This is a genomic window from Methylobacterium sp. C1 (genome assembly GCF_001854385.1).
Lineage (GTDB): Bacteria > Pseudomonadota > Alphaproteobacteria > Rhizobiales > Beijerinckiaceae > Methylobacterium > Methylobacterium radiotolerans.
In genome coordinates, this window is sequence record NZ_CP017640.1 from 3336994 (window position 1) to 3363109 (window position 26116).

The window sequence follows — 26116 nt, forward strand, 5'->3', positions numbered from 1 at the left end:
GTCCCCGTCACAGGTCGTTCGCCGCTACGAGACGCTGCGGCGGTCAGGCCGTCGCGGGCCGCAGCTGGCCCTGCTCGGCCTCGGCCGCGGTGCCGAGTGCCTTGCCGCGCGGCCCGACCCAGCTCCCGACCCACTTCCGCTGCCAGAGCGCGAGGCAGCCGAGGACGACCGCCGTGAAGGCGGCGTAGCCGACGAAGCCCAGCGAGAACGAGCCGGTATACTGCTTGGACAGGCCCATGACGTTCGGCAGGATCGCGCCGCCCAGCGCCCCGATCTCGCCGATCATCGAGCCGGCCACGGCCGTGTTGGTCGGCCAGCGCAGCGGAACGAGCTGGAACAGCGCGCCGTTGCCGGCCCCGAGGGCCGCGAAGCACAGCATGAACAGGAGCGTCGTGAGCGCCAGGGAGGGGGTCGCGGTCAGCGACAGCAGCGTGGCGATCGCCGCGAGCAGCACCACCGACAGGACCGCGATCCCGCCCATCCGGTCGGCGAAGTAGCCCCCGACGATCCGGATGCCCGAGCCCATGAAGGCCGCCAGCATGGTCAGGCGCCCGGCCTCGACCTTCGTCACCGCGAACTGCTCGTAGAAGAAGGTCGGCAGGAAGTTCGAGAGGCCGATGAAGCCGCCGAAGGTGATGACGTAGATCAGCGAGAACGCCCAGCCGTCCTTGGTGAACAGACAGGAGACGTGCTCCTTGAAGGTCTGGTGCTCGCAGTCCGGCGGCTCCTTGGCGAGCACGATCATGATCGCGAGGGGCAGCAGCATGACGACGCCCGCGAAGGCGTAGGTGGTCTGCCAGCCGTAGGCCTGGGCCAGCGGCGGGGCGAACAGCACGGCCAGCACGGTGCCGGAATTGCCGGCGCCCGCGATGCCCATCGCCAGCCCCTTGTGCTCCGGCGGGAACCAGCCCGAGCCGAGGGACAGCGCGACGCCGAAGGACGCGCCGGCGATGCCGAGCAGGACGCCCATGGCGAGGACGTCGTTGTAGGAGGAGACGAAGAGATAGCCGTAGGCCATCGCCAGCATGATCACGCTCATCTCGGTGATCGCGGCGTTCTTCCGGCCGATATACTGGGCCAGAACGCCGAGCGGAAAGCGCATCAGCGCTCCGGCGAGGATCGGCAGCGAGATCATGAAGCCGGTCTGGGCCGGCGAGAGCTTGAAGGTCTCGGTGATGAACGGCCCCATGGCGCCGTTCAGGACCCAGATGGCGAAACAGAAATCGAAGTAGAGGAATGCCGCGAACAGCGTCGGGGGGTGACCCGACTTCATCACCGTTTTGAAGCTGGCCATAGCTGGTGCTCGTCGTAAGTGGGCGAACCGACACGCGGTCGCTCATGCCGGGGATCCGGACTCACACCGTCCGCTGTTTGGAGCGCCGTTGCTCCGCCGCCGCAGCAGGCGCGGCTGAGTGGGCAATGCAGCAAGCGTGCCATACCGCACGGGACGCGTGCCGCGCGGTCCGCCCGGCTCCGGCGGTCTCCGGGCCGGACCTCCTCCCGCCGAGTCGCTGCCGCTCGGCGAGGCAGGCGTGCCGAGTAAACGGGCGCCCGCCCGACGCGCTCACGGATCGGTGAGCGACGCCGTCGAAATCATTGCTGCACGAGGGCAACACAGGCGCGGAGAAACGACCCGGAAGACCCTGTAAGTTGCCCTCGATCAACGTCGGCAACTTGGCGGTAAAGCGCGACCTTTGCTAAGCCCCGGGATGAGCTGCGCCGCGACTTCGTGCGGGCCCGCTCGCCTGCGCGTCGCGGCAAGCCCCGGCGACGCCTCCCGAGGAATTCGAACCATGTCCGCCCCGATCCGTCGCCTTCTCCTGGCCGGCTTCACGGTCCTCGCCCTCGCCTCCACCGCGCACGCCCAGGGCCGCGGCCCGGTGGGCGAGGCCGGGATCGACGGGTTCGGCGATGACGGTCAGCTCTACCAGGATCAGAACGGCGCGCTCTACGTCCGTCGCGGCGGCCGCTACCTGCCCTATACCGGCCGCACCGACTTCGTGCGCCCGGCACCGCCGCGCCCCGCCGCGCAGGCCCCGGTCGCGCCGCCGCCGGCCGCCACCCTGGAGACGGACGATCCGACGGTTCCGGCCCGCCCGGGCAGCGTGCCGCCGGCAGAGGGCCTGTCGCCCCTGGAGGCCGCCAAGGCCAAGGCCGTCCTCCGCGCGCCCGACAACGAGCCGATCGACTACGCCAAGGTTTACGGCCCGATCACGGACGACGTGTTCCCGGTCCAGGCGTTCAATTACAAGAAGATGAACCCCGCGTTCCTCCGCCAGGAGATCGCCTATCACGGGCCCTACGAGCCGGGGACGATCATCGTGGACCCGCGGGCGCACCAGCTCACCCTGGTCGAGGCGAACGGTCGGGCCCGGCGCTACGGCGTCGGCGTCGGCAAGCAGGGCTTCTCGTGGTCGGGTACCGCGACGGTGAACTCCAAGCAGGCCTGGCCGGACTGGTACCCGCCGAAGGAGATGATCGCCCGCAGCCCGAAGCTCGCCAGCGAGGTCGACAAGCTGCAGAGCGGCCTCGGCGTCGCCGGCGGCCTGCGCAACCCGCTCGGGGCCCGCGCCATGTACCTCTGGCAGGGCAACAAGGACACGCTGTTCCGCATCCACGGGACGCTGGAGCCCTTCTCCATCGGCAAGAGCGTGTCGTCGGGTTGTATCCGGATGATCAATCAGGACGCGATCGACCTGTTCAGCCGCGTCCCCGTCGGCAGCAAGGTGGTGGTGCTGAACTGAAGCCGGGCCGAGCCGTCGGACTGAACGCCGCCGGTCGTGGACCGGCGGCCCGCGGGATCAGGTCAGCCCGCGGCGGTGCTCGCCGAGGATCCGCCGCACCGTCCCGGCCTCGGACCGGTAGACCAGGGTCTCGGTCTGGATCCGGTCCGGCCTGAAGCGCACGCCGCGCAGGAGCGCCCCGTCGGTGATGCCCGTGGCGGCCACGATGACGTCACCGCTCGCGAGGTCGGTCAGGTCGTATTTCCGGTCGAGATTCTCGATGCCCATCTCGGCGGCCCGGCGCCGCCGGTCCGGGGTATCTAGGATCAGGCGCCCCTGCATCTGGCCGCCGATGCAGCGCATCGCGGCGGCCGCCAGCACGCCCTCGGGCGCCGCGCCGGTCCCGAGATACAGGTCGATGCCCGTCTCCTCGGGGCTCGCCGTGAAGATGATCCCGGCGATGTCGCCGTCCGAGATCAGGCGCACCGCCGCGCCGGCCGCCCGCACCTCGGCCACGAGGGCCGCGTGGCGCGGCCGGTCGAGGATCAGGGCGGTGATCTGCTTCGGATCGACGCCCTTGGCCCTGGCCAGCGCCAGGATGTTGTCGGTCGGGCTGGCGTCGAGATCGACGAGCCCGGGCGGGTAGCCGGGCCCGATGGCGATCTTCTGCATGTAGACGTCGGGCGCGGCGAGGAGCGAGCCGCGCTCCGCCATGGCCATGACCGCGATGGCGCCGGGCATGTCCTTGGCGCAGAGGGTCGTGCCCTCCAGCGGATCGACCGCGATGTCGACCTCGGGCCCTTCCCCGAGACCGAGCTGCTCGCCGATGAACAGCATCGGCGCCTGATCGCGCTCCCCCTCCCCGATCACCACGGTGCCGCGGATCGGCAGGCCGTTGAGTTCGTCGCGCATCGCGTCGACCGCCGCCTGGTCGGCCGCCTTCTCGTCGCCCTGGCCGCGCAATCGGGCGGCGGCGATGGCGGCACGCTCCGTCACGCGGGCCAGTTCGAGGGCGAGCGTGCGCGGGACGCCGCGCGATGCCGGCTTGGGGGCCTCTTCCATGGTTTCCTGCCTCTGGCCGGGTCCGATCTTGGGGTCGGATCCCGGATGGATACCGTCGGATGACGGCCGCGCAGCGTATACGCCGGTTCGCTAAGGCCCACTATCCTGCATCAAGCGGTGGCGGGTCACGCTACCGTATGCACTGTTATTCACGCTCGATCCGGATCAGCTGCGGCGGCTCCGCCAGCAGCCCGTCGGCGCCGATGGCGTCGAGCGCGTCGCGGATGTTGCCCTCGGTCGCCGCGTAGGTGATCAGCACCAGCGGCACGGGCCGGCCGGAGCGGCCGCGCGGATCGGCCTCCGGCCCCTCGACGCGGCGCTGCAGGATGCTCTCCAGGGAGATGGATCGCTCGGCCATCCGCTGCGCGACGCCGGCCGCGACGCCGGGGCGGTCGTGGACGGTGAGGCGGATGTAGTAGCCGCCCTCGTGACGCTGCATCTCCACGCGCTCGCTGGCGCGCATCGCCGCGGCCGGAACGCCGAAGGTCGGGCGGATCACGCCGCGCGCCACGTCGGCGATGTCGGCCACCACCGCGGAGGCCGTGGCCTCGCCGCCGGCGCCGGGACCGATCAGGGTGAGCTCGCCCACCGCGTCCGCGTCGATCGTCACGGCGTTCGTGACGCCCATGACCTGCGCGATCGCCGAGGATTTCGGCACCATGGTCGGGTGGACCCGCTGCTCGATGCCGGCCTCGGTCGCCTGCGCGACGCCGAGCAGCTTGATCCGGTAGCCGAGCTCGTCCGCCATGCGGAGGTCGAGGGGTTGCACCCGGGAGATGCCCTCCACTGACACGCCGTCCGCGTCGACCGCGGTCCCGAAGGCGAGGCTCGTCAGGATCGCGAGCTTGTGCGCGGTGTCGAACCCCTCGACGTCGAAGGTCGGGTCCGCCTCGGCGTAGCCCAGGGCCTGCGCGTCCTTCAGGCAGGCCTCGAAGGTCAGCCCCTCGCGCTCCATGCGGCTGAGGATGTAATTGCAGGTGCCGTTGAGGATCCCGTAGACGCGGGAGACCGCGTTGCCCGGCAGGCCCTCGCGCAGGGTCTTGATCACCGGGATGCCGCCGGCCACCGCCGCCTCGAAGGCGAGGGCCACGCCCTTCGCCTCGGCCTGCGCGGCCAGGGCGGCGCCGTGGCGGGCCAGCAGCGCCTTGTTGGCGGTCACCACCGGCTTGCCCGCCTCGAGCGCCGCCTCGACCACCGCCTTGGCGGGCCCCTCGGCGCCGCCGATCAGCTCGACCACGCAGTCGACGGCTTCCGACCGGGCGAGCGCCACCGGGTCGTCGAACCACGCGATGCCGGACAGGTCGAGGCCGCGGTCCCGGCCGCGGTCGCGCGAGGAGACCGCGGTGACGCGGATGTCGAGGCCCGCCGCAGCGAAGGCGGCGCGGCGGCGCTCGACCATCCGGACCACGGACGCACCGACGGTCCCGAGTCCGGCGATCCCGAGGCGAAAGCTCACTGTCATGACCCCTTCCGTGCCCGGGCGACCGTGTTGGGCCGGGCGCCCGATGCGGCGCACTTCTGCAAGAATTCCGCCCCGCCCGCAAGGAATTGGCCCGGGACCGCGGGGCGTGTCACCCGGCCGTCTCCCGGTGACGGATCGCCGTCGCCGCGAGGGCGTACAGGACGACGGCGTTCAGCACGTGCCAGAGCGGGTGCGTGCCGGTCGGCAGCAGTGCGCAGGCCGCCCGGTCGGCGGTCCGCGCGGCGAGCGAGATCAGGAAGAGCAGGCCGGTGCCGGCGAGCCGCCGCCCGGTCCCGACGAAGCGCTCCTCGGGCCGGCGCGCGGCCGCCCAGGCGACGCCGAACAGCGCCAGGAGGGCGGGCAGGTAGTCGACCGAGCCGTTGGTCAGCCGCGCGACGTCGAGGCCGGTCAGGCCGTCGAGAAGAGGCGTGAGCGCGAAGGCGAGGAGGGCGAACCCCCCGGTCGCCGCCGCGACCCGGACCGGCGCCAGCCGCAGGAACCGGGACAGCGCCAGCGCGAGATAGGCGTAGATGAACAGCGCGATCGGCACGACGTCGGCGAGCATCGCCCAGTAGACCGCCAGCGTGTGGAACAGGAACGAGCCGACGCCCACCGCAGCGATCAGGGCCGCCAGCCCGAGGCAGGTCCGGTCCGGCGGATCGGCCACGGAGGCGCGCCGCGCCGCGGCGGCGGCGGCCAGCAGGAAGGCCGCGTTCGACAGCGCGTTGGCAGGCTCGGCCCAGAAGTCCGGCCCGCCCCGCTCGCAGTAGGCCGACACCGGCTCGAACCAGTTCATCCGCCGACCCTACTTCCCCGTCCTTGCGCCGGGATGGCCTTGTCAGCGCGACGCGAAGCGCGGATGACGGCCGGGCGGCGACCGGAAGCGAGGCGATGCGGATCACCACCTGGAACGTCAACTCGATCAAGCAGCGGCTCCCGCACCTGCTCGGCTTCCTGGAGGAGGCGCGGCCCGACGTGGTCTGCCTGCAGGAGCTCAAGTGCCAGGACGAGTCCTTCCCGCAGGCCGACATCGAGGCGGCGGGCTACGCGGTCGAGACGCTGGGGCAGAAGGCCTATAACGGCGTGGCCCTGCTAGTCCGCGCGCCCCTCGCCATGTCGGAGATCCGGCGCGGGCTCCCGGGCGACGCGGACGACGCGCAGGCCCGCTACATCGAGGCGCTGATCACGGGCGCGGACACGCGCCCGGTGCGCGTCGCGTCGATCTACCTGCCGAACGGCAACCCGGTGGACAGCCCGAAATACCCGTACAAGCTCGCCTTCATGGAGCGGCTGCGGCTCCACGCCCGGGCGCTGCTGGAGGACGAGATCGCGGTGGTGCTGGCGGGCGACTACAACGTCATCCCGGAGGCGGCCGACGCGGCCGATCCGGAGGCGTGGCGCTCCGACGCCCTGTTCCTCGGGACGACCCGGGCGGCGTTCCGGGCGATCCTCGCCGAGGGCTACACCGACGCCCTGCGCGCCTGCGATCCGCGCGACGGGCTATACACCTTCTGGGATTATCAGGCCGGGTGCTGGCAGCGGAACGCCGGCATCCGCATCGACCACCTGCTGCTCTCGCCCCAGGCCGGCGACCGCCTGGTCTCGGCCTCGGTCCAGAAGCACATGCGCGGGCTCGACAAGCCGTCGGACCACGTGCCGGTCACGGCGGAGCTGGCGGCCGGGTAGAGCCGCGATCGGGGGAAACGACGATGATCATCTACGGCAGCAGCGTGTCGCCCTACGTGCGCAAGGTGCTCGTGGCGCTCTACGAGAAGGACGTCGCGTTCGAGCATCGCCCGGTCGGCTTCCACGCGCCGGATCCGGACTTCCGGGCCGCGAGCCCGATGGGGAAGATCCCCGCGATGGAGGAGGCCGGGTATCGCCTCGCCGATTCGAGCGCGATCCTCGACTATCTCGAGCGGCAGCATCCGGCGCCCGCGCTGATCCCCGAGGACGCGCGGGACGCCGCCCGCGCCCGCTGGTTCGACAAGTTCGGCGAGTGCGAGCTGACCCGCCAGGTGCTCGTGCCGTTCGTCGAGCGCTTCCTGAAGCCGCGCCTGTTCAAGGTCGAGGGCGACGAGGCGCTGGCGCAGCGGACCGTCGACACGGCGCTGCCGCCGCTGTTCGACTACCTCGAATCGCAGATCGGCGGGCCCTACCTCGTCGGCGGCCGGTTCGGCATCGCCGACATCGCCGTGGCGGCGCCGTTCCACAACCTGCGGCTGGCCAAGGTCGCGGTCGACGGCGCCCGCTGGCCGAAGCTCGCCGACTGGGTCGCGGCGACGCTCGAGCGGCCGTCCTTCACCGCGGCGATCGCCGCGGCGAAGAGCTGAGGGCGGCTCAGCGCCGCTTGCGGATCGAGCCCACGGTCTGGAGCTGCGTCTGCGCCTCGGCGCGGTCGTCCTCGCTGGCGGCCGCCCAGTTCTTCTCGTAGAGCGCGACGATCCAGTCGTCCTTGCGGCTCTCGGCGCCTTCCCGGGCGAGGGAGAGCCACATCAGGCCCCGCACCCGCTGGATCGGGATGCCGCCCAGGCCGTTGACCAGCATGTCGCCGAGCAGCGCCTGCGCCGGATGGTGGCCCTTCTCGGCGGCGAGGTTGAACCAGCGCGCGGCCTGCCGCGGGTCGGCCTCGACGCCGGTGCCGTCGAGGTAGAGCCGGGCGAGATTGTACTGCGCGTTGGGGTCCCCGTAGTAGGACGCCGCGTAGTTGAACATGTCGTAGGCGCGCTCGGGATTGGGGCGCACGTAGGTGCCCTTGATTCCCTCCAGGAAGTAGGTGCCCAGCGCCGTGAAGGCGCTGCCCAGGACCGCCGAGTTCTGCGGATCGGGCCCGTCGTCGGTGCTGGCATCGGCGATCCGCGAGAAGAACTCGAACGCCTTCAGGTCGTCGTGCGGGACGCCGTCGCCGTCGGCATACATCCGGCCGAGCTTCCACAGCGCCAGGGCGTGGCCCTGGCCGGCCGCGTACTCGAGGGCGCGGGCGGCACCCTGCTTGTCGCCGGCATTGTACTCCCGCATGCCGGCCCGGAGCGCGTCCTTGGCCGAGCGGTAGCTCTTGTCGGCGACCGGGACCTGCACGGGCGTGCGGACATTGGCGTCGAGGGCGCGCGACGGCGTGACCGGGAGCGCGAGCAGGGCGAGCGCCCAGGCCGCGACCGCGAGCCCGCCGACGCACCGGAACCGACCGGGATCGGCCCCGGCCGGCGCCCGGCGCCGGCTGAGGTCAGTCCTAGACGTCCGCATAGCTCTGCGTCTCCTTGGCACCTCCCGGATGGGTGACGGCGCCGTACAGGGCCGGGCCGACGCCCTGCGCGTATTTCCAGAGGTAGCCGGAGGTCGCGGTGTTGGGCCGCGCGGTCCAGGCCTCGCGGCGCTCGGCCAGTTCCGCGTCGGACAGGGCGACGCTGAGCGTGCCCTGGATCGCGTCGAGGGTGATCACGTCGCCGTCGCGGAGCAGCCCGATCGGGCCGCCCACGGCGGCCTCGGGGCCGACATGGCCGACGCAGAAGCCCCGGGTCGCGCCCGAGAAGCGCCCGTCGGTGATCAGCGCGACCTTGTCGCCCATGCCCTGGCCGTAGAGGGCCGCGGTGGTCGACAGCATCTCGCGCATGCCGGGGCCGCCCCGCGGACCCTCGTAGCGGATCACGAGTACGTCGCCTTCCTTGTAGCTGCGCGCCTGCACGGCCGCGAAGCAGGCCTCCTCGCCGTCGAACACGCGGGCCGGGCCGGTGAAGACCTGCTTCTCGGCCGGGATGCCGGCGACCTTCACGATCGCGCCCTCGGGGGCGAGGTTGCCCTTGAGGCCGACGACGCCGCCGGTCGGGGTGATCGGGCGGTTGGCGGGGTAGACCACGTCCTGGTCCGGGTTCCAGGTCACCCGGTCCATGTTTTCCGCGATGGTGCGGCCGGTGACCGTCATGCAGTCGCCGTGCATGAAGCCGTGGTCGAGGAGCGTCTTCATCAGCAGCGGGATGCCGCCGACCTCGAACATGTCCTTGGCGACGTAGCGCCCGCCGGGCTTCAGGTCGGCGATGTAGGGCGTGCGCCGGAAGATCTCGGCCACGTCGAACAGCGTGAACTCGATGCCGCACTCGTGCGCGATCGCCGGCAGATGCAGCGCCGCGTTGGTCGAGCCGCCCGAGGCCGCCACCACCGTGGCGGCGTTCTCCAGGGCCTTGCGGGTGACGATGTCGCGCGGGCGGATGCGCTTCTCCAGAAGCTCCATCACCTTCTCGCCGGCAGTCGCGCAGAACTTGTCGCGGATCTCGTAGGGGGCCGGGGCGCCGGCCGAGTACGGCAGCGCCAGGCCGATCGCCTCGGAGACCGTCGCCATGGTGTTGGCGGTGAACTGCGCGCCGCAGGCGCCGGCCGACGGGCAGGCGACCTGCTCCAGCTCGTCGAGATCCTCGAGGCTCATGTCGCCGACGGCCACCTTGCCGACCGCCTCGAACAGGTCCTGAACGGTCACGGGCTTGCCACGGAACGAGCCCGGCAGGATCGAGCCGCCGTAGATGAAGATCGAGGGCACGTTCAGGCGGACCATCGCCATCATCATGCCGGGCAGCGACTTGTCGCAGCCCGCCAGACCCACGAGGGCGTCGTAGGCGTGGCCGCGCATGGTCAGCTCGACCGAGTCGGCGATGACCTCCCGCGACGGCAGCGACGCGCGCATGCCGCCGTGGCCCATGGCGATGCCGTCGGTGACCGTGATCGTGCAGAACTCGCGCGGCGTCCCATTGGCGGCGGCGACGCCCTTCTTCACCGCCTGCGCCTGGCGCATCAGCGAGATGTTGCAGGGCGCGGCCTCGTTCCAGCACGAGGCGACACCCACCAGCGGCTGGTGGATCTGCTCGCGGGTCAGGCCCATGGCGTAGAGGTAGGAGCGGTGCGGGGCGCGGTCGGGCCCCTCCGTGACGTGGCGGCTCGGCAGCTTCGACTTGTCGTTCAAACGCGTCACCATGACTTCAGACCAAGCCTTCGCAGCCGATCCCGAGGGTGCGTTGAACCGCGGCGCGTCGCCGTTCGCGAAGCGCCGGGAAATCCGTCCGCGTACTCGGGAAGTCCTCGTTTCCGAACGGTAAATCGTTGTCGAGATTGCCGTTTACCGCGGATGTTGAGGTGGGCCCGGACTATGGCGGGATCGCGGCGTTTACGGGCAGGTCTCGGGGCGGAGCGGGGATCGTTTTACGGTGTTGCGACCCCGCCACAGCCACGCTTGCGGCGAATTCGCCGGCGGCGACAAGATGAAGGACAATGGCCGGGCGCGAATGGGGCGCTCCGACGATGCGCAACTTGTCTTCAGGCAGGCCGAGGATCTCCCGGGCGCGATCCCCAAGAAACGCGGCAATACGGCGCCCGGAAAGTCGCGGCATCACTATCCGTCCGCGGGGATGGCGCCGACAATACGCCGGCGCACGCGTCGAGCGACCTGCCGCGATCCAGGCGCGACGAGGCCGGCGCCCGCCGTTGCTTGAGGCTCGCGAGGCCGCCGGGCCCGCGGAGCGGCGGGATCCGCGCCCGTTCGTGAGGTGCGGCCGGCCAGACCGAGCGGCGCCGGCGCCGCTCTCCGCCGCCGATCTGACGGCTCCCGCTGGCCCGCACGCGGCATGCGGCGACCGGCACGGTCAACCCGTCCGTCGCCGCGCGTCCGGGATCACAGGATCACACGACGCCGTGATCGCTGCCGGACCTGCGCTCAGGCCGCTCCAGCGTGGGGCGCGGGGATCTCGGTCGAGATGGCGTCCACCGTGCGCGGCATCGGGCTGCCCTGCCCATCCGTCCGCTGGATCCGCACCTGCTGATTGACCGGCTGCATGTTGCCGAAGGGTGTCGAGAAGGCGATCTCCGCGGCGTCGCGCCCGACGCCGATCCGCACCAGCCCGTCGAGGTCGGCCTGTCGGGTGGCGTCGAACAGCCACCAGCGCCCGTCCAGATAGGCCTCGAACACGGCGTGGAAGTCGCTCGGGACGAGGCCATGGGCGTAGCAGCTCACGAACCGGGCCGGGATACCGAGCGCCCGGCAGAAGGCGGCGCCGATATGCGCGAAGTCGCGGCAGACGCCGGCGCGCTTGAGCAGGGACTCGTCCGCGGTCGTCTCGCCGTCGCTGGTGCCGGGCTGGTAGGCGATGTGGTCGTGGATCCAGTTGCAGATCTGGTTCACGCGCGCGTGGCCCTTGGGCAGAGCGCCGAATTCGGCCAGCGCGAAGGGCGTCAGCCGGTCCGAGGAGACGAACCGGCTCGGGAGCAGGAACGGCAGGATGTCGAGGGGCAGTTGTCCGATGGGCGTCTCGTTGATGGTCGCCGGGTCGGCCCGATGCACCGTGAGGTCGACCTCGGCGTTGTACTCCAGCGCGAACTGACCGGTCGGCACGTTGACCGCCAGATAGCGGTTCTGGAGGTCAGGGGTCGTGTAGAGATCGCGCTTGAGGTTCGGCGTCAGGACCAGGCTCTCGCTCAGGATCTCGACGCTCTTCAGCTTCGCCACCTCGAGATTGAAGATGAAGGTGGTATCCGAGAGGATGTTGTAGGACAGGCTGCAACCGAGGGTGTAGCGCATCGGATCTCCTTGCCGGATGACGGCCCGTCCGTCGTCCAAGCAAGGGGCGCGCCCGATCGTCGGTTCCGGCTCGATGGCCGTTCGATCGGGGCGATGCGGGCAAGACACAGGTGCCGCGTCGGGCGGGCGGCGCCGCCGTCATCGCGAGCGCAGCGAAGCGACCCAGGGCAGCGCGACATCGCCGGCCGTGGCGCATCCCTGGATTGCTTCGCTCCGCTCGCGAGGACGGCCGCGGCGACGGAGCCGGTCTTAGCCGCGCTCGGCGGCATCCCTCGGGAGCAGCAGCACCGTCAGCGAGCGGACGCCCTGCGCGCCGTGGATCAGGACCCCCTCGATGTCGGCGGTCGCCGACGGGCCGGTATGCAGCACCGCGTAGGCCGAGCGGCCGAATTCCGGCCGGCGGTAGGCCGCCTGCACGTTCGGCACGATGTCGGCCGGATCGAGCAGCACGACGAGGTGCTGCGCGAGGTAGCCGACCGCGTTGACGATCAACTCATCCTGGGTGAACAGCACCGAGCCGGTCTCGGCGATGCCGAACACCGCCCGGACCACCGCCACGTCGACGTCCTCGACCTCCTCGGGCGCGCGCACGCCCCGCAGATCGCGGTTTCCGGTCAGCTCGGGGACCGCGGAGGCGACGACCTTGGCGGCGTCGAGGCGCTCGCGCACGCCCGCGAACACGTCGCCGGCACCGGGCTCGGCCACGCGTCCGCCCATGCGCTTCAGCCGCTCGCCGAACTCCGCCACGAGGTCGTCGCCGACGAGCGGTGTGAACAGCGGCACCTCCGGCAGCGGGAAGTCGCCGGCCGGCCGGTTCCTGCGGATGCCGTCGAGGATCGCGTCGCGGGCGCTCATCGACCGGTGTCCTTCATGCGGTTCTGCTTGTACCAGGCGTGGAAGGTCTGGCGCGGCGCGTCGGGCATCTCGCGCTTCTTCCCCCAGGTGTTGAGCGGGTTGTAGACCGCGAAGCGCGGCAGGACCTTCAGCGCGGAATCCGCCGCGCCGATCGCCGCCCGATAGGCGGCCGGGCGCGAGAGCACGGCGCCCGCGGCCTTCATCATGCCCTGCTTGAGCGCCGGGATCTGGTGCTCCTCGACCAGCACCTTCCGCCACGCGAAGATCTGTTCGTGGATGTTGATCTTCACCGGGCAGACGTTGGTGCAGGAGCCGTTCATCGTCGAGGAGAACGGCAGCGTCGAGTATTTCCGCTTGTTGAAGGTCGGATCGATGATCAGCCCGATCGGCCCCGAATAGGTCGCCCCGTAGGAGAGCCCGCCGGACCGCCTGTAGACCGGGCAGGTGTTCATGCAGGCGCCGCAGCGGATGCATTTCAAGGAGGTCCAGAACTCCTCCATGCCGAGGCGCTCGGATCGGCCGTTGTCGACCAGCACCATGTGCATCTCGGTGCCCGCGCGGGGCGCGCGGAAGTGCGAGGTGTACTGGGTGATCGGCGAGCCCAGTGCCGAGCGCGACAGCAGGCGGATGAACACGCCGAGATGCTCGACCTTCGGGATGATCTTCTCGATGCCGATGGAGTGGATCTGCAGCGGCGGCACGTTGCCGGAGAGGTCGGCATTGCCCTCGTTGGTGCAGGTCACGACCGTGCCCGTCTCGGCGATCGCGAAATTGCATCCCGTCATGCCGGCATCGGCCTTGAGGATGTAGGGCCGCGTGGTCTCGCGCTGGCTCTCGGCGAGGTAGTGCGCGTCGTCGTTGTCCGGATCGGTGCCGAGCGTCTTGGCGAAGACCTCGGCCACGTCCATCCGCGTCTTGTGGACGGCCGGCGCCACGACGTGGCTCGGCTCCTCGTTGTCGAGCTGCTGGATCCGCTCGCCGAGATCCGTCTCGATGACCTCGATGCCGTTGGCCGCCATGTGGTGGCGGAAGCCGCACTCCTCGGTGAGCATCGACTTCGACTTCACCAGCGTCCTGGCGCCGTGGCTCCGCAGGATCTCCAGCACGATCCGATTGTGATCGGCGCCGTCCTTCGCCCAGTGCACGTGGACGCCGTTGGCCTTCGCGGCCGCCTCGAACTGCTCGAGATACCGGTCGAGATGGCTCAGCGTGTGGGTCTTGATCTGCGAGGCGAGCTCGCGCAGCTCCTCCCATTCCGGGATCCCGTGCGCGGAGGCGTCGCGCTTCTTGCGCAGGTCCCACAGGCGCTCGTCGTGGGCCGCCTGGTGCAGCGGCGCCGCGAGGAAACGCTCGGCGGCCTCGGACTGGTTGATCGGGCGATCGCCCCGGATCTTCGCGCCGCGCGGCTGCGGCTCCCGGGTCTGCGGCGCGCGGATCGGCTTCGAGGCGGCCTCCGCGTGCTGGAGACGCCGGCCGTCCGGCGCCCGCTCGCTCTCGTCGTGGCCGGCCCGCACCTCCGGGTGGATGACGCCTTCGCGCTCGCGCGGGTTGAGATCCTCGACGCTCATGCGGCGGCTCCGTTCAGCACCTGCGCGATGTGGATGTACTTGAGCGGCAATCCCAGACGCTCGGCGCAGCCCTTCTGGTGCATCAGGCAGGAGGAATCGGCCGACACGACGTAGTCCGCCCCGGCCCGGTTCTGATCCGCGACCTTGTCGTAGCCCATCTTGGCCGAGACGGCCGGCTCGAACACCGAGAAGGTGCCGCCGAAGCCGCAGCACTCGTCCGGCCGGGCGAGATCGACGAGCTCGACGCCCTTCACGAGGCGCAGCAGGTCGAGGGGCTTCGAGAAGTCGGGCTTCACCAGCTCGGTCGGCCGCGCGTGATGGATGCCGCGCAGGGCGTTGCAGTTGGTGTGATAGGCGACCTTGTGCGGGAAGTTCGCCCAGGGCAGGTCCTCGACCTTCAGCACGTCGTGCAGGAACTCCACGAGCTCGTAGGTGCTGGCGCGGACGTGGCTGACCTCGTCGGTCTGGGGGATCGCCGTCAGGTGCTCCCGTACCTGGTGGACGCAGGAGCCCGACGGGGCGACGACGTAGTCGAAGCCGGAGAAGTTCTTGACGAACAGCGCCTCGGTCGCGGCGGCCTCGGCGTGGCAGCCGGTATTGGTCATCGGCTGCCCGCAGCAGGTCTGGTCGAACGGATACTCGACCGTGCAGCCCAGGCGCTCGAGGAGCTCGAGGGTGGCGATCCCGACCTCGGGCTCGAAGGCGTCGACGTAGCACGGCACGAACAGGCCGACCCGCATGGTCTGGCAACTCCCTGGCTAACCCGGCCCGGTGGCCTGGAACGGTTCAAGACTGGCCCAGGGTCTACCGGATGGGGCGATCCTTGGCGAGATCGCTCACTGCGGCACCGTGCCCGCTGTAACCGGTCGCCGCTGCCTCCCCGCGCCCGGCCTCGGCCCGCGCGCGATCGCCCGCGCGAAGCCGGGGAGTTTTCCCGGGGAGCGATGCCGCGCGCTTGATTTCCGACGCCCCAGAGTCGAAGGACGTCTGGAAGCGTTCCGAAGAGATCATCACCATGGAAGAACTGCTCGCCCGCGTCACCACCCGCACCGGGCTCGACGCCGCGACCGCTCAGACCGCCATCGGGCACATCCTGGCCTTCCTGCAGAAGGAAGGTCCTGCCGCCGAGGTCGGCCAGCTGCTGGCGGCCCTGCCGGGTTCCGAGGCGCTGATCGCCGAGTCGAACGCCGGCGAGAGCGGCGGCGGCGGCCTGATGGGCATGCTCGGCGGCATGATGGGCGGCGGCGGCGTCATGGCGCTCGGCCAGAAGCTGATGGCCGCCGGCGTGCCGATGGGTCAGATGCAGCCCCTCGGCCAGGAGCTGTTCGCCTTCGGCCGCGAGAAGGTCGGCGAGGACGCGATGGGCCCGATCATCGGCTCCATCCCCGGGCTGAACCAGTTCGTCTGACCGCGGATCGGTGTGCGCGGCCGCACTGCATTCGGGTGACGCCTGGACGAAGAGTAAAAAAGAGGTTTCGAGGCGAAAGCTTGACGGAACCTGTCCACGCGATCCCCGTTATTGGGGATGTGGCCCGGATCGACGCCTTTGGCAGTGTCCGGTACCGCACTCAAGCAGGCCGGCCATGCCCGTCTTCGAAGCCAAGAACCTGGACAGCGAGTTCGAAGGGCAGTCCCTGCTCGCTGCCATTCTGCACCCGACCCGCGCGGCGCAGACCCGGGCCCTGAGGCACGGTCGCAGGCGGGCGGAGCGCGCGGCGGCCCTGGCCGACCCGATGACGATCGAGCCGCGCTTCCCGATCGCGCCCGGCGAGCTGGCGCCGACCGGGTTCACGGGCCGCTGAGAGGCTCGGCCCGTCGCGCCGACGCCTACCAGGCCTGCGCGGTGACGAGGCCCTGCCGGGTCACCACCACCCATTCCCGTCCGTGGCGCTCGACGCCCTCGACGCGGCCGACGCCGGGGATGACGTCGCCGGGGGCGACCTCGACGAGGCGGCGCCGACGGTTCTCCAGGATCGCGGTGCCCTCGTAGACGTCGCGGAGGGCCCAGCCCTCGATCACCGGCGGCTTGTCGGACGCGGCCGGCTTCGGCTTGGGCTCGCTCACCTTGGCGTCCGCGACCTTGACCTCGGGCTTCGCCTCGACGGCGCGGGCGGGCTCCCCGATGCTCCCGGTCTGGGTCGGCTCCGCCTTCGCGGCGGCGCGGCGGTCGAGCTGCGCGGCGAGGCCGCTGAGGCGGGTGTTATGGTCGCGCTCGACCTGCTCGAGCCGCTCGCCGAGGGCCGAGATCTTGCCGTTCAGGCTCTTGTCGACCTGCGCCAGGCGCTCGCCGAGAGCGGTGCTCCGGCTCGCCGCCTCCTTCCGCGCGCCGTCGGTCGAGGCGCGCAGGTCGGCGAGCACGGTGTGGAGCTGCGCGATATCGGCGGCGAGGCGCACGGTCTCGGTGCGGCCGGCATCGAGCGTCGTCTCCAGGGCCGCGAGCGCGTCGGGCCGGACGGAGGCCGGGCGGGAGAGCGCCATCACGCCCCCGCCCAGGAGGACACCGATCGCCAGGGTCGCGCCCGGGACCGCGAACCGTTTCGGATCGAGGCGCGACAGCGACGCCATCGTGAATCTCGCGGCGGCGGGCGAGGCCGCGGTCTCGTTCGCGGCTGCCGCGGCCTCGGTCTTGCCGGTCACCGCGGCCCTGAGCAGTTCGGCCGGAGAGACCCCCGGGGACCCGGCCTGCTTGGCTTCGATCTTCGTCATCGCCCCGAACTCCGCACGCGGCCTCGCGCTGCAAGCGTTCGTTAAGGACGTTTGTTTACGAAACCCTTACCGCGGTCTGACGGCTCAGGCCGCCAGCCCGCGCTTCTTCAGCAGCGGCTCGATGCTCGGCATCCGCCCGCGGAAGGCCGTGTAGGCCTCGCGCGGATCGCGCAGGTTGCCGGCCCCGTACACGAAGGTCCGCAGCCGCTTCGCCGTCGCCGGATCGAAGATGTCGCCGGCCTCGCGGAACGCGTCGAAGGCGTCCGCGTCCAGCACTTCCGACCAGAGGTAGCTGTAGTATCCGGCGGCGTAGCCGTCCCCCGAGAAGATGTGGGCGAAGTGCGGCGTGCGGTGCCGCATGCTGATCTCGGCCGGCATGCTGATCCGCCGCAGGGCCTCGGCCTCGAAGGCGGGCACGTCGAGACCGCCCTCGCCCTCCGCCGAGAGGTGCAGCGTCATGTCGACGATCGCCGAGGCGGTGTACTCCACCGTGGCGAAGCCCTGATTGAAGGTCCGCGCGGCGAGCAGCTTCCTGAGCAGGGCGTCGGGCATGGGCTCGCCCGTGCGATGGTGGCGCGCGTGGGCGCGCAGGACCTCCGGTTGCTCGAGCCAGTGCTCGTAGAGCTGCGAGGGCAGCTCGACGAAGTCGCGCGACACCGCCGTCCCGGACAGGAGCGGGTAGGTCACGTCCGAGAGCAGCCCGTGCAGGGCGTGGCCGAACTCGTGGAACAGGGTGCGGGCGTCATCGAAGGACAGCAGCGTCGCCTCGCCGTCGGGCGCCTTGGCGAAGTTCATGACGTTGACGATGATCGGCGTGATCGGCCCGTTGAGGCGCTCCTGCGAGCGGAAGGCGCTCATCCAGGCGCCGGACCGCTTCGAGGCGCGGGCGAAATAGTCCCCCAGGAACAGGCCGACCTCGGACCCGTCGGGATTGCCGACCCGCCAGACCCGGACATCGGGATGGTAGCGCGGCACGTCGGAGAGTTCCGTGAAGGTCAAGCCGAACAGCCGGGCGGCCGTGTCGAACGCCGCCTGGATCATCCGCTCGAGGGGCAGGTACGCCTTGATCTCGCTCTCGTCGAGGTCGTGCTCGGCGCGCCGCACCTTCTCGGCGTAGTGCCGCCAATCGTGCGCCTGCAGGGCGAAGTTGTGGCCCTCTGCCTGGATCGTGGCCTGGAGGCGATCACGCTCCTCCGCCGCCCGCGCGCGGGCCGGCGTCCACACGTCCCGCAGCAGCCCGGTCGCCGCGTCTGGGCTCGCCGCCATCGTGTCGTCGAGGGCGAAATGCGCGAAGCTCTCGAAGCCGAGGAGCCGCGCGCGCTCGGCGCGCAGCCGGATGATCTCCGCGATGATCGCGCGGTTATCGGTCGCGCCGCCGTTCTCGCCGCGCCGGGTCCAGGCCGCGTAGGCGCGCTCGCGCAGGTCGCGCCGCGTCGAGCAGACCAGGAACGGCTCGATCAGCGAGCGGGACAGGGTGACGACGTGCCCGTCGAGGCCGCGCTCCCTCGCGGCGCTCTCGGTCGCGGCCCGCAGGAACGGCGGCAGGCCGGCCAGGTCCTCCTCGCCCTGCAGCGGCAGGATGAAGCTGCTCTCGTCGGCCAGGAGGTTCTGACTGAACGTCGTCCCGAGCTCCGACATGCGCGCCGCGATCTCGGCGATGCGGGCCTTGTCCTCGGGCCCGAGATCCGCCCCCGACCGGCGGAAGCGGATCCGGTACCGGTCGAGGACCCGCCGCTCCTCCGCACCGAGCCCCCCGGCGTCGATCGCCGAGATCCGGGCCCAGAGCTCGGGGTTGAGGTAGATGGCGCTCCCGTGCCGGGCGAGTTTGGGCCCGATCTCCCGCTCGATGGCCTGCAACTCCGGGTTGGTGTGGCTGCCGGTCAGATTGTAGAACACGCCGGCGACGCGCTCGAGGGCGAGGCCGGCCCGCTCCATCGCCGCGACGGTGTTGGCGAAGGTGGCCGGCGCGGTCTGGCCGGCGATGGCGCGGATCTCGGAATCGTGCGCGGCGAGCGCGGCCTCGAACGCGGGTCCGTAGTGCTCCGGCCGGATCCGATCGAACGGCGGCAGGCCGTGCGGGGTGCTCCACTGCGCTTCGCGGAAGGGATTGTCCTGCGGCAGGCTCGGGAGCCCGGCATCAGCTGCGTCCGACATGCAGTCCTCAAATCTACGTCCACGCGACAGCGCGTTCGTCTGCGCCGCCGGTGCGCCGACATGGGGTGTGCCGGCGCGATCCGGAAGACAGTGGTCCGATCGGCGCGGCCGTCAACCGGGTCCGGGCGATCCGAATGACGTCTCGCTCGTTGTAGAGGCCAATGCCCACGCTTCGAGGCCCCATGCCGGGACGCAGCCTATCGACCCTCCGACCCGCGCTGGTTCTCGCGGGCGGTGCCCTCGCCGCAGGGCTCGCCTTCCCGGTATCGCCGGCCCGCGCCATCGAGGCGCCGGCGGCCACCGTGCCGACGCCCCCGCCCCTGCCGCCGGAGCGTCCCGAGGCGCTGAAGCCGCCCGTCGCCGATCCGGCGCCGCCGACGCCGCCCGCGCGGCCGCCGGAGCTGAAACCGGCCGTGGCTGAGCCGAGCAAGGAACCGGTCCGGGAGCCGTCGAGGGAGACCGGCCGCGAGAAGCCCTCGGACGCCGCTCAGGAAACCGGGAAGGACGCCGGGAAGGACGCCGGCAAGGACGCCGCCAGAGAGGCCGCCAAGCCGGAGATCCCGTCACCGCCGCCGGCACCGCCCGAGCGGCCGCCGGAGCTGTCGGGCGCGGCCGCCCTGGCCCTCAAGGTGACGCCGCCGGACGACAGCGCCTGCCGGACGCGCCTCAAGCGCCTCGGCGTCGACTTCGAGCCGCTGCCGCCGATCTCAGAAGGCCAGTGCACCGCGCCGCTGCCGCTCAAGGTGACGAAGTTCGCCGACGGCGTGGCCCTGCCGCAGGGCGCCACGCTGACTTGCCGGACCGCCGAGGCGCTGGCGCGCTGGGTCACCGAGGTTCAGGTTGAGGCCGAGCGGACGCTGAAGCATCCGGTGACCGCGCTCGAGCTCGGCGGCTCCTATGTCTGCCGCGGGCAGAACCACGACGTCGACGCCAAGCTCAGCGAGCACGCCTTCGCCAACGCCGCCGACATCATGGGCTTCGCCTTCGCGGGACGCGCGAATATCCCCGTGAAGGCGATGCCGGACGGTTCCGAAGAGGCACAGTTCCTCGGCGCGGTGCGCGCCAAGGCGTGCGGCTTCTTCCGCACCGTCCTCGGCCCGGGATCGAACGCCGCCCACGCCAATCATTTCCATCTCGACGAGCGCGAGCGCAACGCCGGTCACCGCTTGTGCCAGTAGAGCCGCGTGGAACGTTCCCGCAGATCCGGCATTTCTCGGCTCGGGAGCGCCTCCGCTCCCCGGAATGACGACGACGATGATCCCGAAACCTTGGCTGTCGGTCAGCGCGGCACTGCTGGCGAGTTGTCTGGCCGCGCACGGCGCGACGGCGCGGACCGGGAAAGGCCAGAAGGCCGAGACGGCCGAGCCGCCGGCGCTGACCGCCGAGGCGGTGAACGCCGCGACCCTGTCACAGACGGGCGCCGGGAAGACCGAGGGCGCGAAGCCGGACGCGAAGAAGCGTCGGGCCAAGTCGTCCGATGAGAAGGCCGATCCGCTGATCGTCAAAGCCCAGGTGCTGCTCGATCGCGCGCATTTCTATCCCGGCGCGATCGACGGTCGGAAAGGCGACAACTACCGGCACGCCCTCTCGGCCTTCGCGGTGGCTCAGGGATTGCCCGCCAGCGAGGATCTGACGCCCGAGATCTGGGACAAGCTCCAGGCGACCAGCGATAAGCCCGCGGTCACGGACTACACGCTCACCGAGAGCGACGCCGCGGGCCCCTATGTCGAGCGGATCCCGCCCAAGATGGAGGAGCAGGCCGAGCTCAAGACGCTGGGCTACACCAACCCCCGCGAGATGCTGGCCGAGCGGTTCCACATGAGCCGCGACCTCGTCAGCGCGCTTAATCCCGGCAAGCCCCTCGACAAGGCCGGCACCACCATCGCGGTGGCGGCGGTCGAGCCGATGGGGACGGACAAACCGAAGGCCAAGGATCTGCCGCAGGAGCCGAAGGTCGAGCGCATCGAGGTGGACAAGACGAGCCGCGACGTTCGCGCGTTCGGCGCCGACGGAAAGCTCCTGGCCTACTATCCCGCGTCGATCGGCAGTTCCGAGAAGCCGGCACCGAGCGGCGAGACCAAGGTGAAGGGCGTCGCGTTCGACCCCAACTACACCTACAACCCGAAATACGCTTTCAAGGGCGTGAAAGCGCAGCACAAGTTCACCATCCAGTCGGGGCCCAACAATCCGGTCGGCCTGGTCTGGATCGATCTGGCGATTCCGAGCTACGGGATCCACGGGACGCCTGAGCCCGAGAAGGTCGGGAAGACCGAGTCTCACGGCTGCATCCGCCTGACGAACTGGAATGCCCGCGACCTCGCCGCGCATGTGACACGAGGTGCCAAGGTCAGCTTCAAGGACGACTGAGGTGCTGCGCGGCGCGGCCCCAAGCCGCCCTCGCGGCGCCGTCAGCACAAAAATGTATCATCGGTTAACATACCGCCCGGTCTGGGTGTCGGAACGGGCCAGGAACGCTTGACACATTGCGCATTACGGGCGACGCCTCAGGTTGTCTCGCGGGCTGACCCTCGGGCCGCGTTCACCCTTCCGGACGCTGCTCACGCGGTGCGCAAGGCCTGACCAACCGCATGGCAAGATCCCCGGCGACGGGGGCATTCGAAGGGAAGACGGCCCGGCGTGATTGCTGACCCCAACGACGACGTCCTCAACGGCGTCCGTGTTCTCGTCGTCGAGGACGAGGCCGCGATCTCGATGCTGCTGGAGGACATGCTCCTCGATTTCGGCTGTGCCGTGGTCGGGCCGGCCGCGCGTCTCTCCTCGGCGCTCGAGATGGCGTCGCAGGAGGCGTTCGAGGTCGCCATTCTCGACGTGAACGTGGCGGGCGAGCCGATCTACCCGGTGGCCGAGGCCATCGCCAAGCGCGATCTGCCGCTGGTCTTCTCGACCGGCTACGGCGGCGCCGGCATCCGCGAGCCGTTCCGCGACAGGCCCGTGGTCCAGAAGCCGTTCAGCCAGGCCGACCTGAAGCGCACCCTGATCGGGGCGATCCGCGCGGCCCGCGACTGAGAGCGGGGCGTTCGCGCAGGCAGGCTGAGGTCCCCGCGTCAGAGCCCCTCGATCGTGAAGACCCGCTCGACATGGGCGGGCCAGGCCCGATGCCCGACGAACACGGCGTCGGCCCGGAACGTCGCTCCGGCGCACCAGGCATTGCGACCGATCCAGGCCCGGACCGCGCGGGAGAATCGCCGCTGCTTGGCGCCGTCGATCGCCTCCCGGGCATCGTCGCGCTTCGCTCGCGCCTTCACCTCCACGAAGACGACGGTGTTCCAGCGCCGGACGACGAGATCGATCTCGCCGCCCGCGACGCTGACGCGCCGCCCGATCGGCCAGTAGCCTTTCAGCATCAGCGCGGCGAGCGCCAACCACTCGGCCCGGTGGCCGAGCCGATAGGCGGCGCGGCGCCGGCCGGCCCCGTCCGGCAGAGCCCCGGTCATCCCGGGTCCCGCGCCAGCGCCAGGGCGCGCGCGTAGACGAGGCGCCGCGGCTGCCCGGTCTCGTCGGACACGAGGCTGGCGGCATCCTTGATCGAGTGCCGCTCCAGGGCCGCCAGGATCAGGGCGTCGAGGGCGGCGTCCGTGTCCGCGGTCCGCTCCGGCGCCGTCGCCGCACCGATGATCACCACGATCTCCCCCTTCGGCGGTCCTTCCTGGGCGAAGCGCGCGCTCAGGCTGCCCAGCGTATCGCGCCGGATGGTTTCGTAGAGCTTGGTCAGCTCGCGGGTCACGGCGGCGGGCCGCTCCGAACCGAGCACCGCGGCGGCGTCCGCCAGCATGTCGGGCAGGCGATGCGGCGACTCGAACAGGACCAGCGTGCCGGGAACCTGGAGCAGCGCCTCGAGGCGGTTGCGCCGCGCTCCGGCCTTCTGCGGCAGGAAGCCCTCGAAGAAGAAGCGATCGGTCGGCAGGCCCGCCGCGACCAGCGCCGTCATCACCGCGGATGGCCCCGGGACGGGCGTGATGGCGATCCCGGCCTCGATGGCGGCCTGGACCAGCTTGTAGCCGGGATCCGAGACGAGCGGGGTCCCGGCATCCGAGACCAGCGCCAGGGCCTCGCCGGCGCGCAGCCGCGCCACCATCCGCTCGCGCACCGCGTCGTTGGAATGCTCGTGATAGGCCAGGAGCGGCGTCGTGATCCCGTAATGCGCCAGCAGGTTCCGGGTGACGCGGGTGTCCTCGGCCAGGACCGCGTCGGCCGCCGCCAGGGTGGCCAGCGCCCGGATGGTGATGTCGCGCAGGTTCCCGATCGGGGTCGCCACGATGTGCAGGCCCGGGGACAGGGGCTCTGTCTCGCTCGCGAGCCCGAAGGCCGTGAAGGTCGTGCTGCGCGGCCGGTCGGGGGCGAGCTTCTGTGACGGAGCTCGGGTCGAGGCGGCGGGCCCCGGGTCGTCGAATCTGCGGGTCATCGCCGGCGATCTTGCCACACCCGCCGCCTCTCGTCGCGGCGGGGCCGCGCGACCGGGGGCAAGTCCGGGCCGCCGCGTTTACATTTGGGATCGTGCCGGTCAGGCTGCGGAGCCTGCCCGAAGGAGTACGCGCCATGGCGCGCCCGACAAGCGCGCGGGACCGTCTCGTGCGTGTCACCGCCCCGACCGCCGCGCTCTGCGCCGTCCTGCTGTCGCTCGGTGGCTGCATCGGCAGCGACCTCGCCCGGCGCGCGACCGGGCCGCAGGCCGAGCTGACCCCGCCGGCCGCCGTGCCGGGCGCGCCGGGCCCCGCGCCCACGCCGGCGCCGATGCCGGCCGCTGGCGGCGGCGGGCGCATCGGCGCGGGTTCGGTGAAGGTGGCCCTGGTGCTGCCGCTGACCGGCCAGGGTTCGACGGTGGGTGCCGCCATGCGCGACGCGGCGCAGCTCGCCTACGACGAGGCCCAGCAGCCCGACCTGACGCTCCTCGTCGAGGACGACCGGGGCAGTCCGGACGGCGCCCGGGAGGCGACCCAGGAAGCGCTGCGCCAGGGCGCCGAGATCGTCCTCGGCCCGCTCTTCGCCGGCAGCGTCCAGGCCGCCGCCGCCGTCGCCAGGACCGCCGGCAAGCCGGTGATCGGCTTCTCCACGGACGCGACCGTGGCGAACCCGGGCGTCTACCTGCTGAGCTTCCTGCCGCAGCCGGAGGTGGACCGCGTCATCGAGGACGCGGTCGCCGGCGGGAAGCGGTCCTTCGCGGCGCTGATCCCGGAGACGGCCTACGGCAACGCGGTCGAGGCGGAGTTCCGGGAGGTCGTCGCCCGGAAGGGCGCGCGGGTCGCCGCCGTGGAGCGCTACCCGGCGGGCGCGCCCGTCCCGGCGGTGGAGCGGCTCGCGCGGGTGATCGCCGGGCCCGGCGCCACCGCCGACGCGCTGTTCATCCCGGAGACCGCCGACGCGATGCCGACCGTGGCGGCCGCGCTGACGAAGGCGGGCTTCTCGCCGGCCCGGGTGCGCCCCCTCGGCACTGCCCTCTGGAACGAGCCGTCACTCTTCGCGCTGCCCGCCCTGCAGGGCGGCCGCTTCGCCTCGCCGGACCGCGTCGGCTTCTCGAATTTCAGCGCGCGCTACCAGGCGCGGTTCGGCACCGTCCCGCCCCGGGTGGCCTCCCTCGCCTACGACGCGGTGCTCCTCGCGGCGGCCCTGTCGCGGCGGTACGGCTCGCAGCGCTTCGCCGAGGCCACCCTGACCAACAGCCTGGGCTTCGCCGGCGTCGACGGGACGTTCCGGTTCCGGCCGGACGGTCAGAGCGACCGGTCCCTCGCGGTCTACGAGATCCGCAACAACGCCGCGACGCCCGTCAGCCCCGCGCCCCGGGTCCTCGCGAAGCCCGCGATCTGATCAGGCGGCGAGTTCGGCGACCAGCGCGTTCAGCACCGGCGCGCCCCGCGCCGTGGCGGCGATGCGGCCGCCGGGCAGCCGCTCCAGCAGGCCGTCCCCGATCAGCATGCCGATCCGGTTGCCGTTCAGCGGCCGTCCCTTGAGGGCCGCGTAGGTGTCGGGATCGATCCCCTCGCGCAGGCGCAGGCCCATCACCAGGAACTCGTCGGCCTGATCGGCTGCGGTGAGGATCTCGGTCTCGACGATCCCGTGGCCCTCGGCCTCGACCCGGGCGAGCCACGCCTCGGGCGATCGCTCCGTCACGGTTCCGAGCCGGCCCCCGGGCGTCACGAGCCGCCCGTGGGCGCCCGGACCGATGCCGGCGTACTCGCCGTAGCGCCAGTAGAGCAGGTTGTGCCGCGATTCGGCGCCGGGCCGCGCGTGGTTCGAGATCTCGTAGGCCGGAAGGCCGGCCCTCGCGCAGAGATCCTGGGTGACGTCGTAGAGGGCGCGGCCGACCTCGTCGTCCGGCGTCACCAGCTTGCCGGCGGCGGCGAGCCCGTGGAACGGTGTCCCGGGCTCGATGGTGAGCTGGTAGAGCGAGAGGTGCTCCGCGGCCCGCGCGAGCGCCTCGGCGAGCTCCGCCCGCCACAGCGCCGGCGTCTGGCCGGGCCGCGCGTAGATCAGGTCGAAGGAGGTCCGCGCGAAGGCCGACTGCGCCAGGGCGATCGCGTCCAGGGCCTGTGCCGTGTCGTGCAGGCGCCCCAGGGTCCGCAGCGAGGCATCGTCGAGGGCCTGGATGCCGAGCGACACACGGTTGACCCCGGCCGCGCGGTAGCCGTGGAAGCGGCCGGCCTCGACACTCGACGGGTTGGCCTCGAGGGTCACTTCCGCGTCCGGCGCGACCGCCCAGTGGGCCGCGACCGCGTCGAGCAGGCCGGCCACGGTCGCGGGCTGCATCAGCGAGGGCGTGCCGCCGCCGAGGAAGATGCTGGTGACGGTGCGGCCCGGCGTGCGGGCGGCATTGTGGGCGATCTCGGCGCGGAAGGCGGCGAGGAAGCGGGGCTCGTCCACGCCCGCGCGGCGGACGTGGCTGTTGAAGTCGCAGTACGGGCACTTCGCGGCGCAGAAGGGCCAGTGCAGGTAGATCCCGAAGCCCGCGTCGCGGGTCGGATGGTCCGGGCCGGTCGATGACATGATGGCGGGGATGTGAGCGCCCGCGCCCCGT

At 71.5% G+C, this 26116-nt stretch carries 24 protein-coding genes; 9 read left to right on the plus strand and 15 right to left on the minus strand.

Annotated elements, in window-relative coordinates:
- Positions 1 to 43: 43 nt before the first annotated feature.
- Positions 44 to 1294, minus strand: a complete 1251-nt coding sequence (locus tag BKE41_RS15520) for an MFS transporter (protein WP_012319869.1) — start codon at positions 1292 to 1294, stop codon at positions 44 to 46.
- 499 nt (positions 1295 to 1793) lie between these two features.
- On the opposite strand from BKE41_RS15520, the gene BKE41_RS15525 reads away from it, so the two are divergent.
- On the plus strand, positions 1794 to 2744 hold the full coding sequence (locus tag BKE41_RS15525; protein WP_012319870.1) for a L,D-transpeptidase: 951 nt from the start codon (positions 1794 to 1796) through the stop codon (positions 2742 to 2744).
- A gap of 57 nt (positions 2745 to 2801) precedes the next feature.
- On the opposite strand, the gene glpX is transcribed toward BKE41_RS15525, so the two are convergent.
- The 3 genes from glpX to BKE41_RS15540 form a co-directional block, all read right to left on the minus strand.
- Positions 2802 to 3785, minus strand: coding sequence for a class II fructose-bisphosphatase (glpX, locus tag BKE41_RS15530; RefSeq protein WP_012319871.1), 984 nt, complete (start codon positions 3783 to 3785; stop codon positions 2802 to 2804).
- A gap of 145 nt (positions 3786 to 3930) precedes the next feature.
- Entirely contained in the window at positions 3931 to 5247 is a 1317-nt protein-coding gene (locus BKE41_RS15535) for a homoserine dehydrogenase (RefSeq protein WP_012319872.1), read from the minus strand.
- Between the two features lie 109 nt (positions 5248 to 5356).
- Entirely contained in the window at positions 5357 to 6043 is a 687-nt protein-coding gene (locus BKE41_RS15540; RefSeq protein WP_070999790.1) for a ceramidase domain-containing protein, read from the minus strand.
- A 95-nt stretch (positions 6044 to 6138) separates the two neighbouring features.
- Here BKE41_RS15540 and xth point away from each other — a divergent pair, with 95 nt between their 5' ends.
- Both xth and BKE41_RS15550 read left to right on the plus strand, forming a co-directional pair.
- Positions 6139 to 6933 (plus strand): exodeoxyribonuclease III, encoded by a 795-nt coding sequence (gene xth / locus BKE41_RS15545; RefSeq protein WP_053620923.1) that lies wholly within the window; start codon positions 6139 to 6141, stop codon positions 6931 to 6933.
- 23 nt (positions 6934 to 6956) lie between these two features.
- On the plus strand, positions 6957 to 7580 hold the full coding sequence (locus BKE41_RS15550) for a glutathione S-transferase family protein (protein ID WP_029357532.1): 624 nt from the start codon (positions 6957 to 6959) through the stop codon (positions 7578 to 7580).
- A 7-nt stretch (positions 7581 to 7587) separates the two neighbouring features.
- Here the strand turns inward: BKE41_RS15550 and BKE41_RS15555 are convergent, their stop codons facing one another.
- From BKE41_RS15555 to BKE41_RS15580, 6 genes are all read right to left on the minus strand, one after another.
- Positions 7588 to 8490: a tetratricopeptide repeat protein gene (locus BKE41_RS15555; RefSeq protein ID WP_012319876.1), complete on the minus strand. Its 903-nt coding sequence runs from the start codon at positions 8488 to 8490 to the stop codon at positions 7588 to 7590.
- Entirely contained in the window at positions 8477 to 10207 is a 1731-nt protein-coding gene (gene ilvD / locus BKE41_RS15560) for a dihydroxy-acid dehydratase (RefSeq protein ID WP_070999792.1), read from the minus strand. The genes BKE41_RS15555 and ilvD overlap by 14 nt, the downstream gene beginning before the upstream one ends.
- Before the next feature lie 735 nt (positions 10208 to 10942).
- Positions 10943 to 11803, minus strand: a complete 861-nt coding sequence (locus tag BKE41_RS15565) for a transglutaminase family protein (RefSeq protein ID WP_012319878.1) — start codon at positions 11801 to 11803, stop codon at positions 10943 to 10945.
- 249 nt (positions 11804 to 12052) lie between these two features.
- Positions 12053 to 12658, minus strand: coding sequence for an LUD domain-containing protein (locus tag BKE41_RS15570; RefSeq protein WP_070999794.1), 606 nt, complete (start codon positions 12656 to 12658; stop codon positions 12053 to 12055).
- Positions 12655 to 14226 (minus strand): lactate utilization protein B, encoded by a 1572-nt coding sequence (locus BKE41_RS15575; protein WP_024829627.1) that lies wholly within the window; start codon positions 14224 to 14226, stop codon positions 12655 to 12657. The genes BKE41_RS15570 and BKE41_RS15575 overlap by 4 nt, the downstream gene beginning before the upstream one ends.
- The gene (locus BKE41_RS15580) at positions 14223 to 14966 is read right to left on the minus strand and encodes a (Fe-S)-binding protein (RefSeq protein ID WP_058606850.1); all 744 of its coding nucleotides are present in this window, start codon (positions 14964 to 14966) and stop codon (positions 14223 to 14225) included. The genes BKE41_RS15575 and BKE41_RS15580 overlap by 4 nt, the downstream gene beginning before the upstream one ends.
- Positions 14967 to 15241: 275 nt before the next feature.
- Between BKE41_RS15580 and BKE41_RS15590 the strand changes: the two genes are divergently transcribed.
- The gene (locus tag BKE41_RS15590; protein WP_012319882.1) at positions 15242 to 15634 is read left to right on the plus strand and encodes a DUF2267 domain-containing protein; all 393 of its coding nucleotides are present in this window, start codon (positions 15242 to 15244) and stop codon (positions 15632 to 15634) included.
- A 175-nt stretch (positions 15635 to 15809) separates the two neighbouring features.
- Positions 15810 to 16028 (plus strand): hypothetical protein, encoded by a 219-nt coding sequence (locus BKE41_RS15595; protein WP_012319883.1) that lies wholly within the window; start codon positions 15810 to 15812, stop codon positions 16026 to 16028.
- A 25-nt stretch (positions 16029 to 16053) separates the two neighbouring features.
- On the opposite strand, the gene BKE41_RS15600 is transcribed toward BKE41_RS15595, so the two are convergent.
- On the minus strand, positions 16054 to 16932 hold the full coding sequence (locus tag BKE41_RS15600; protein WP_070999796.1) for a hypothetical protein: 879 nt from the start codon (positions 16930 to 16932) through the stop codon (positions 16054 to 16056).
- Positions 16933 to 17016: 84 nt separating this feature from the next.
- Positions 17017 to 19086 (minus strand): M3 family metallopeptidase, encoded by a 2070-nt coding sequence (locus BKE41_RS15605; protein WP_070999799.1) that lies wholly within the window; start codon positions 19084 to 19086, stop codon positions 17017 to 17019.
- A gap of 182 nt (positions 19087 to 19268) precedes the next feature.
- Between BKE41_RS15605 and BKE41_RS15610 the strand changes: the two genes are divergently transcribed.
- The 3 genes from BKE41_RS15610 (at position 19269) to BKE41_RS15620 (ending at position 22113) form a co-directional block, all read left to right on the plus strand.
- Positions 19269 to 20264 carry an extensin family protein gene (locus tag BKE41_RS15610; RefSeq protein WP_070999801.1) on the plus strand — a complete coding sequence of 332 codons (996 nt, stop codon included), beginning with the start codon at positions 19269 to 19271 and terminating at the stop codon, positions 20262 to 20264.
- A gap of 76 nt (positions 20265 to 20340) precedes the next feature.
- On the plus strand, positions 20341 to 21453 hold the full coding sequence (locus tag BKE41_RS15615; RefSeq protein WP_071000694.1) for a L,D-transpeptidase: 1113 nt from the start codon (positions 20341 to 20343) through the stop codon (positions 21451 to 21453).
- Between the two features lie 270 nt (positions 21454 to 21723).
- Positions 21724 to 22113: a response regulator gene (locus tag BKE41_RS15620; protein WP_012319888.1), complete on the plus strand. Its 390-nt coding sequence runs from the start codon at positions 21724 to 21726 to the stop codon at positions 22111 to 22113.
- A 38-nt stretch (positions 22114 to 22151) separates the two neighbouring features.
- Here BKE41_RS15620 and BKE41_RS15625 read toward each other — a convergent pair whose 3' ends face one another.
- Together BKE41_RS15625 and rsmI are read right to left on the minus strand one after the other, a co-directional pair.
- Positions 22152 to 22541 carry a YraN family protein gene (locus BKE41_RS15625; RefSeq protein WP_070999803.1) on the minus strand — a complete coding sequence of 130 codons (390 nt, stop codon included), beginning with the start codon at positions 22539 to 22541 and terminating at the stop codon, positions 22152 to 22154.
- Positions 22538 to 23509, minus strand: a complete 972-nt coding sequence (gene rsmI / locus BKE41_RS15630; protein WP_012319890.1) for a 16S rRNA (cytidine(1402)-2'-O)-methyltransferase — start codon at positions 23507 to 23509, stop codon at positions 22538 to 22540. Before rsmI ends, BKE41_RS15625 begins: the two co-directional genes overlap by 4 nt.
- Positions 23510 to 23643: 134 nt before the next feature.
- Here rsmI and BKE41_RS15635 point away from each other — a divergent pair, with 134 nt between their 5' ends.
- Entirely contained in the window at positions 23644 to 24909 is a 1266-nt protein-coding gene (locus tag BKE41_RS15635) for a penicillin-binding protein activator (protein ID WP_070999805.1), read from the plus strand.
- Here the strand turns inward: BKE41_RS15635 and hemW are convergent, their stop codons facing one another.
- Positions 24910 to 26085 (minus strand): radical SAM family heme chaperone HemW, encoded by a 1176-nt coding sequence (gene hemW, locus BKE41_RS15640; RefSeq protein ID WP_012319892.1) that lies wholly within the window; start codon positions 26083 to 26085, stop codon positions 24910 to 24912.
- Positions 26086 to 26116 lie beyond the last annotated feature (31 nt).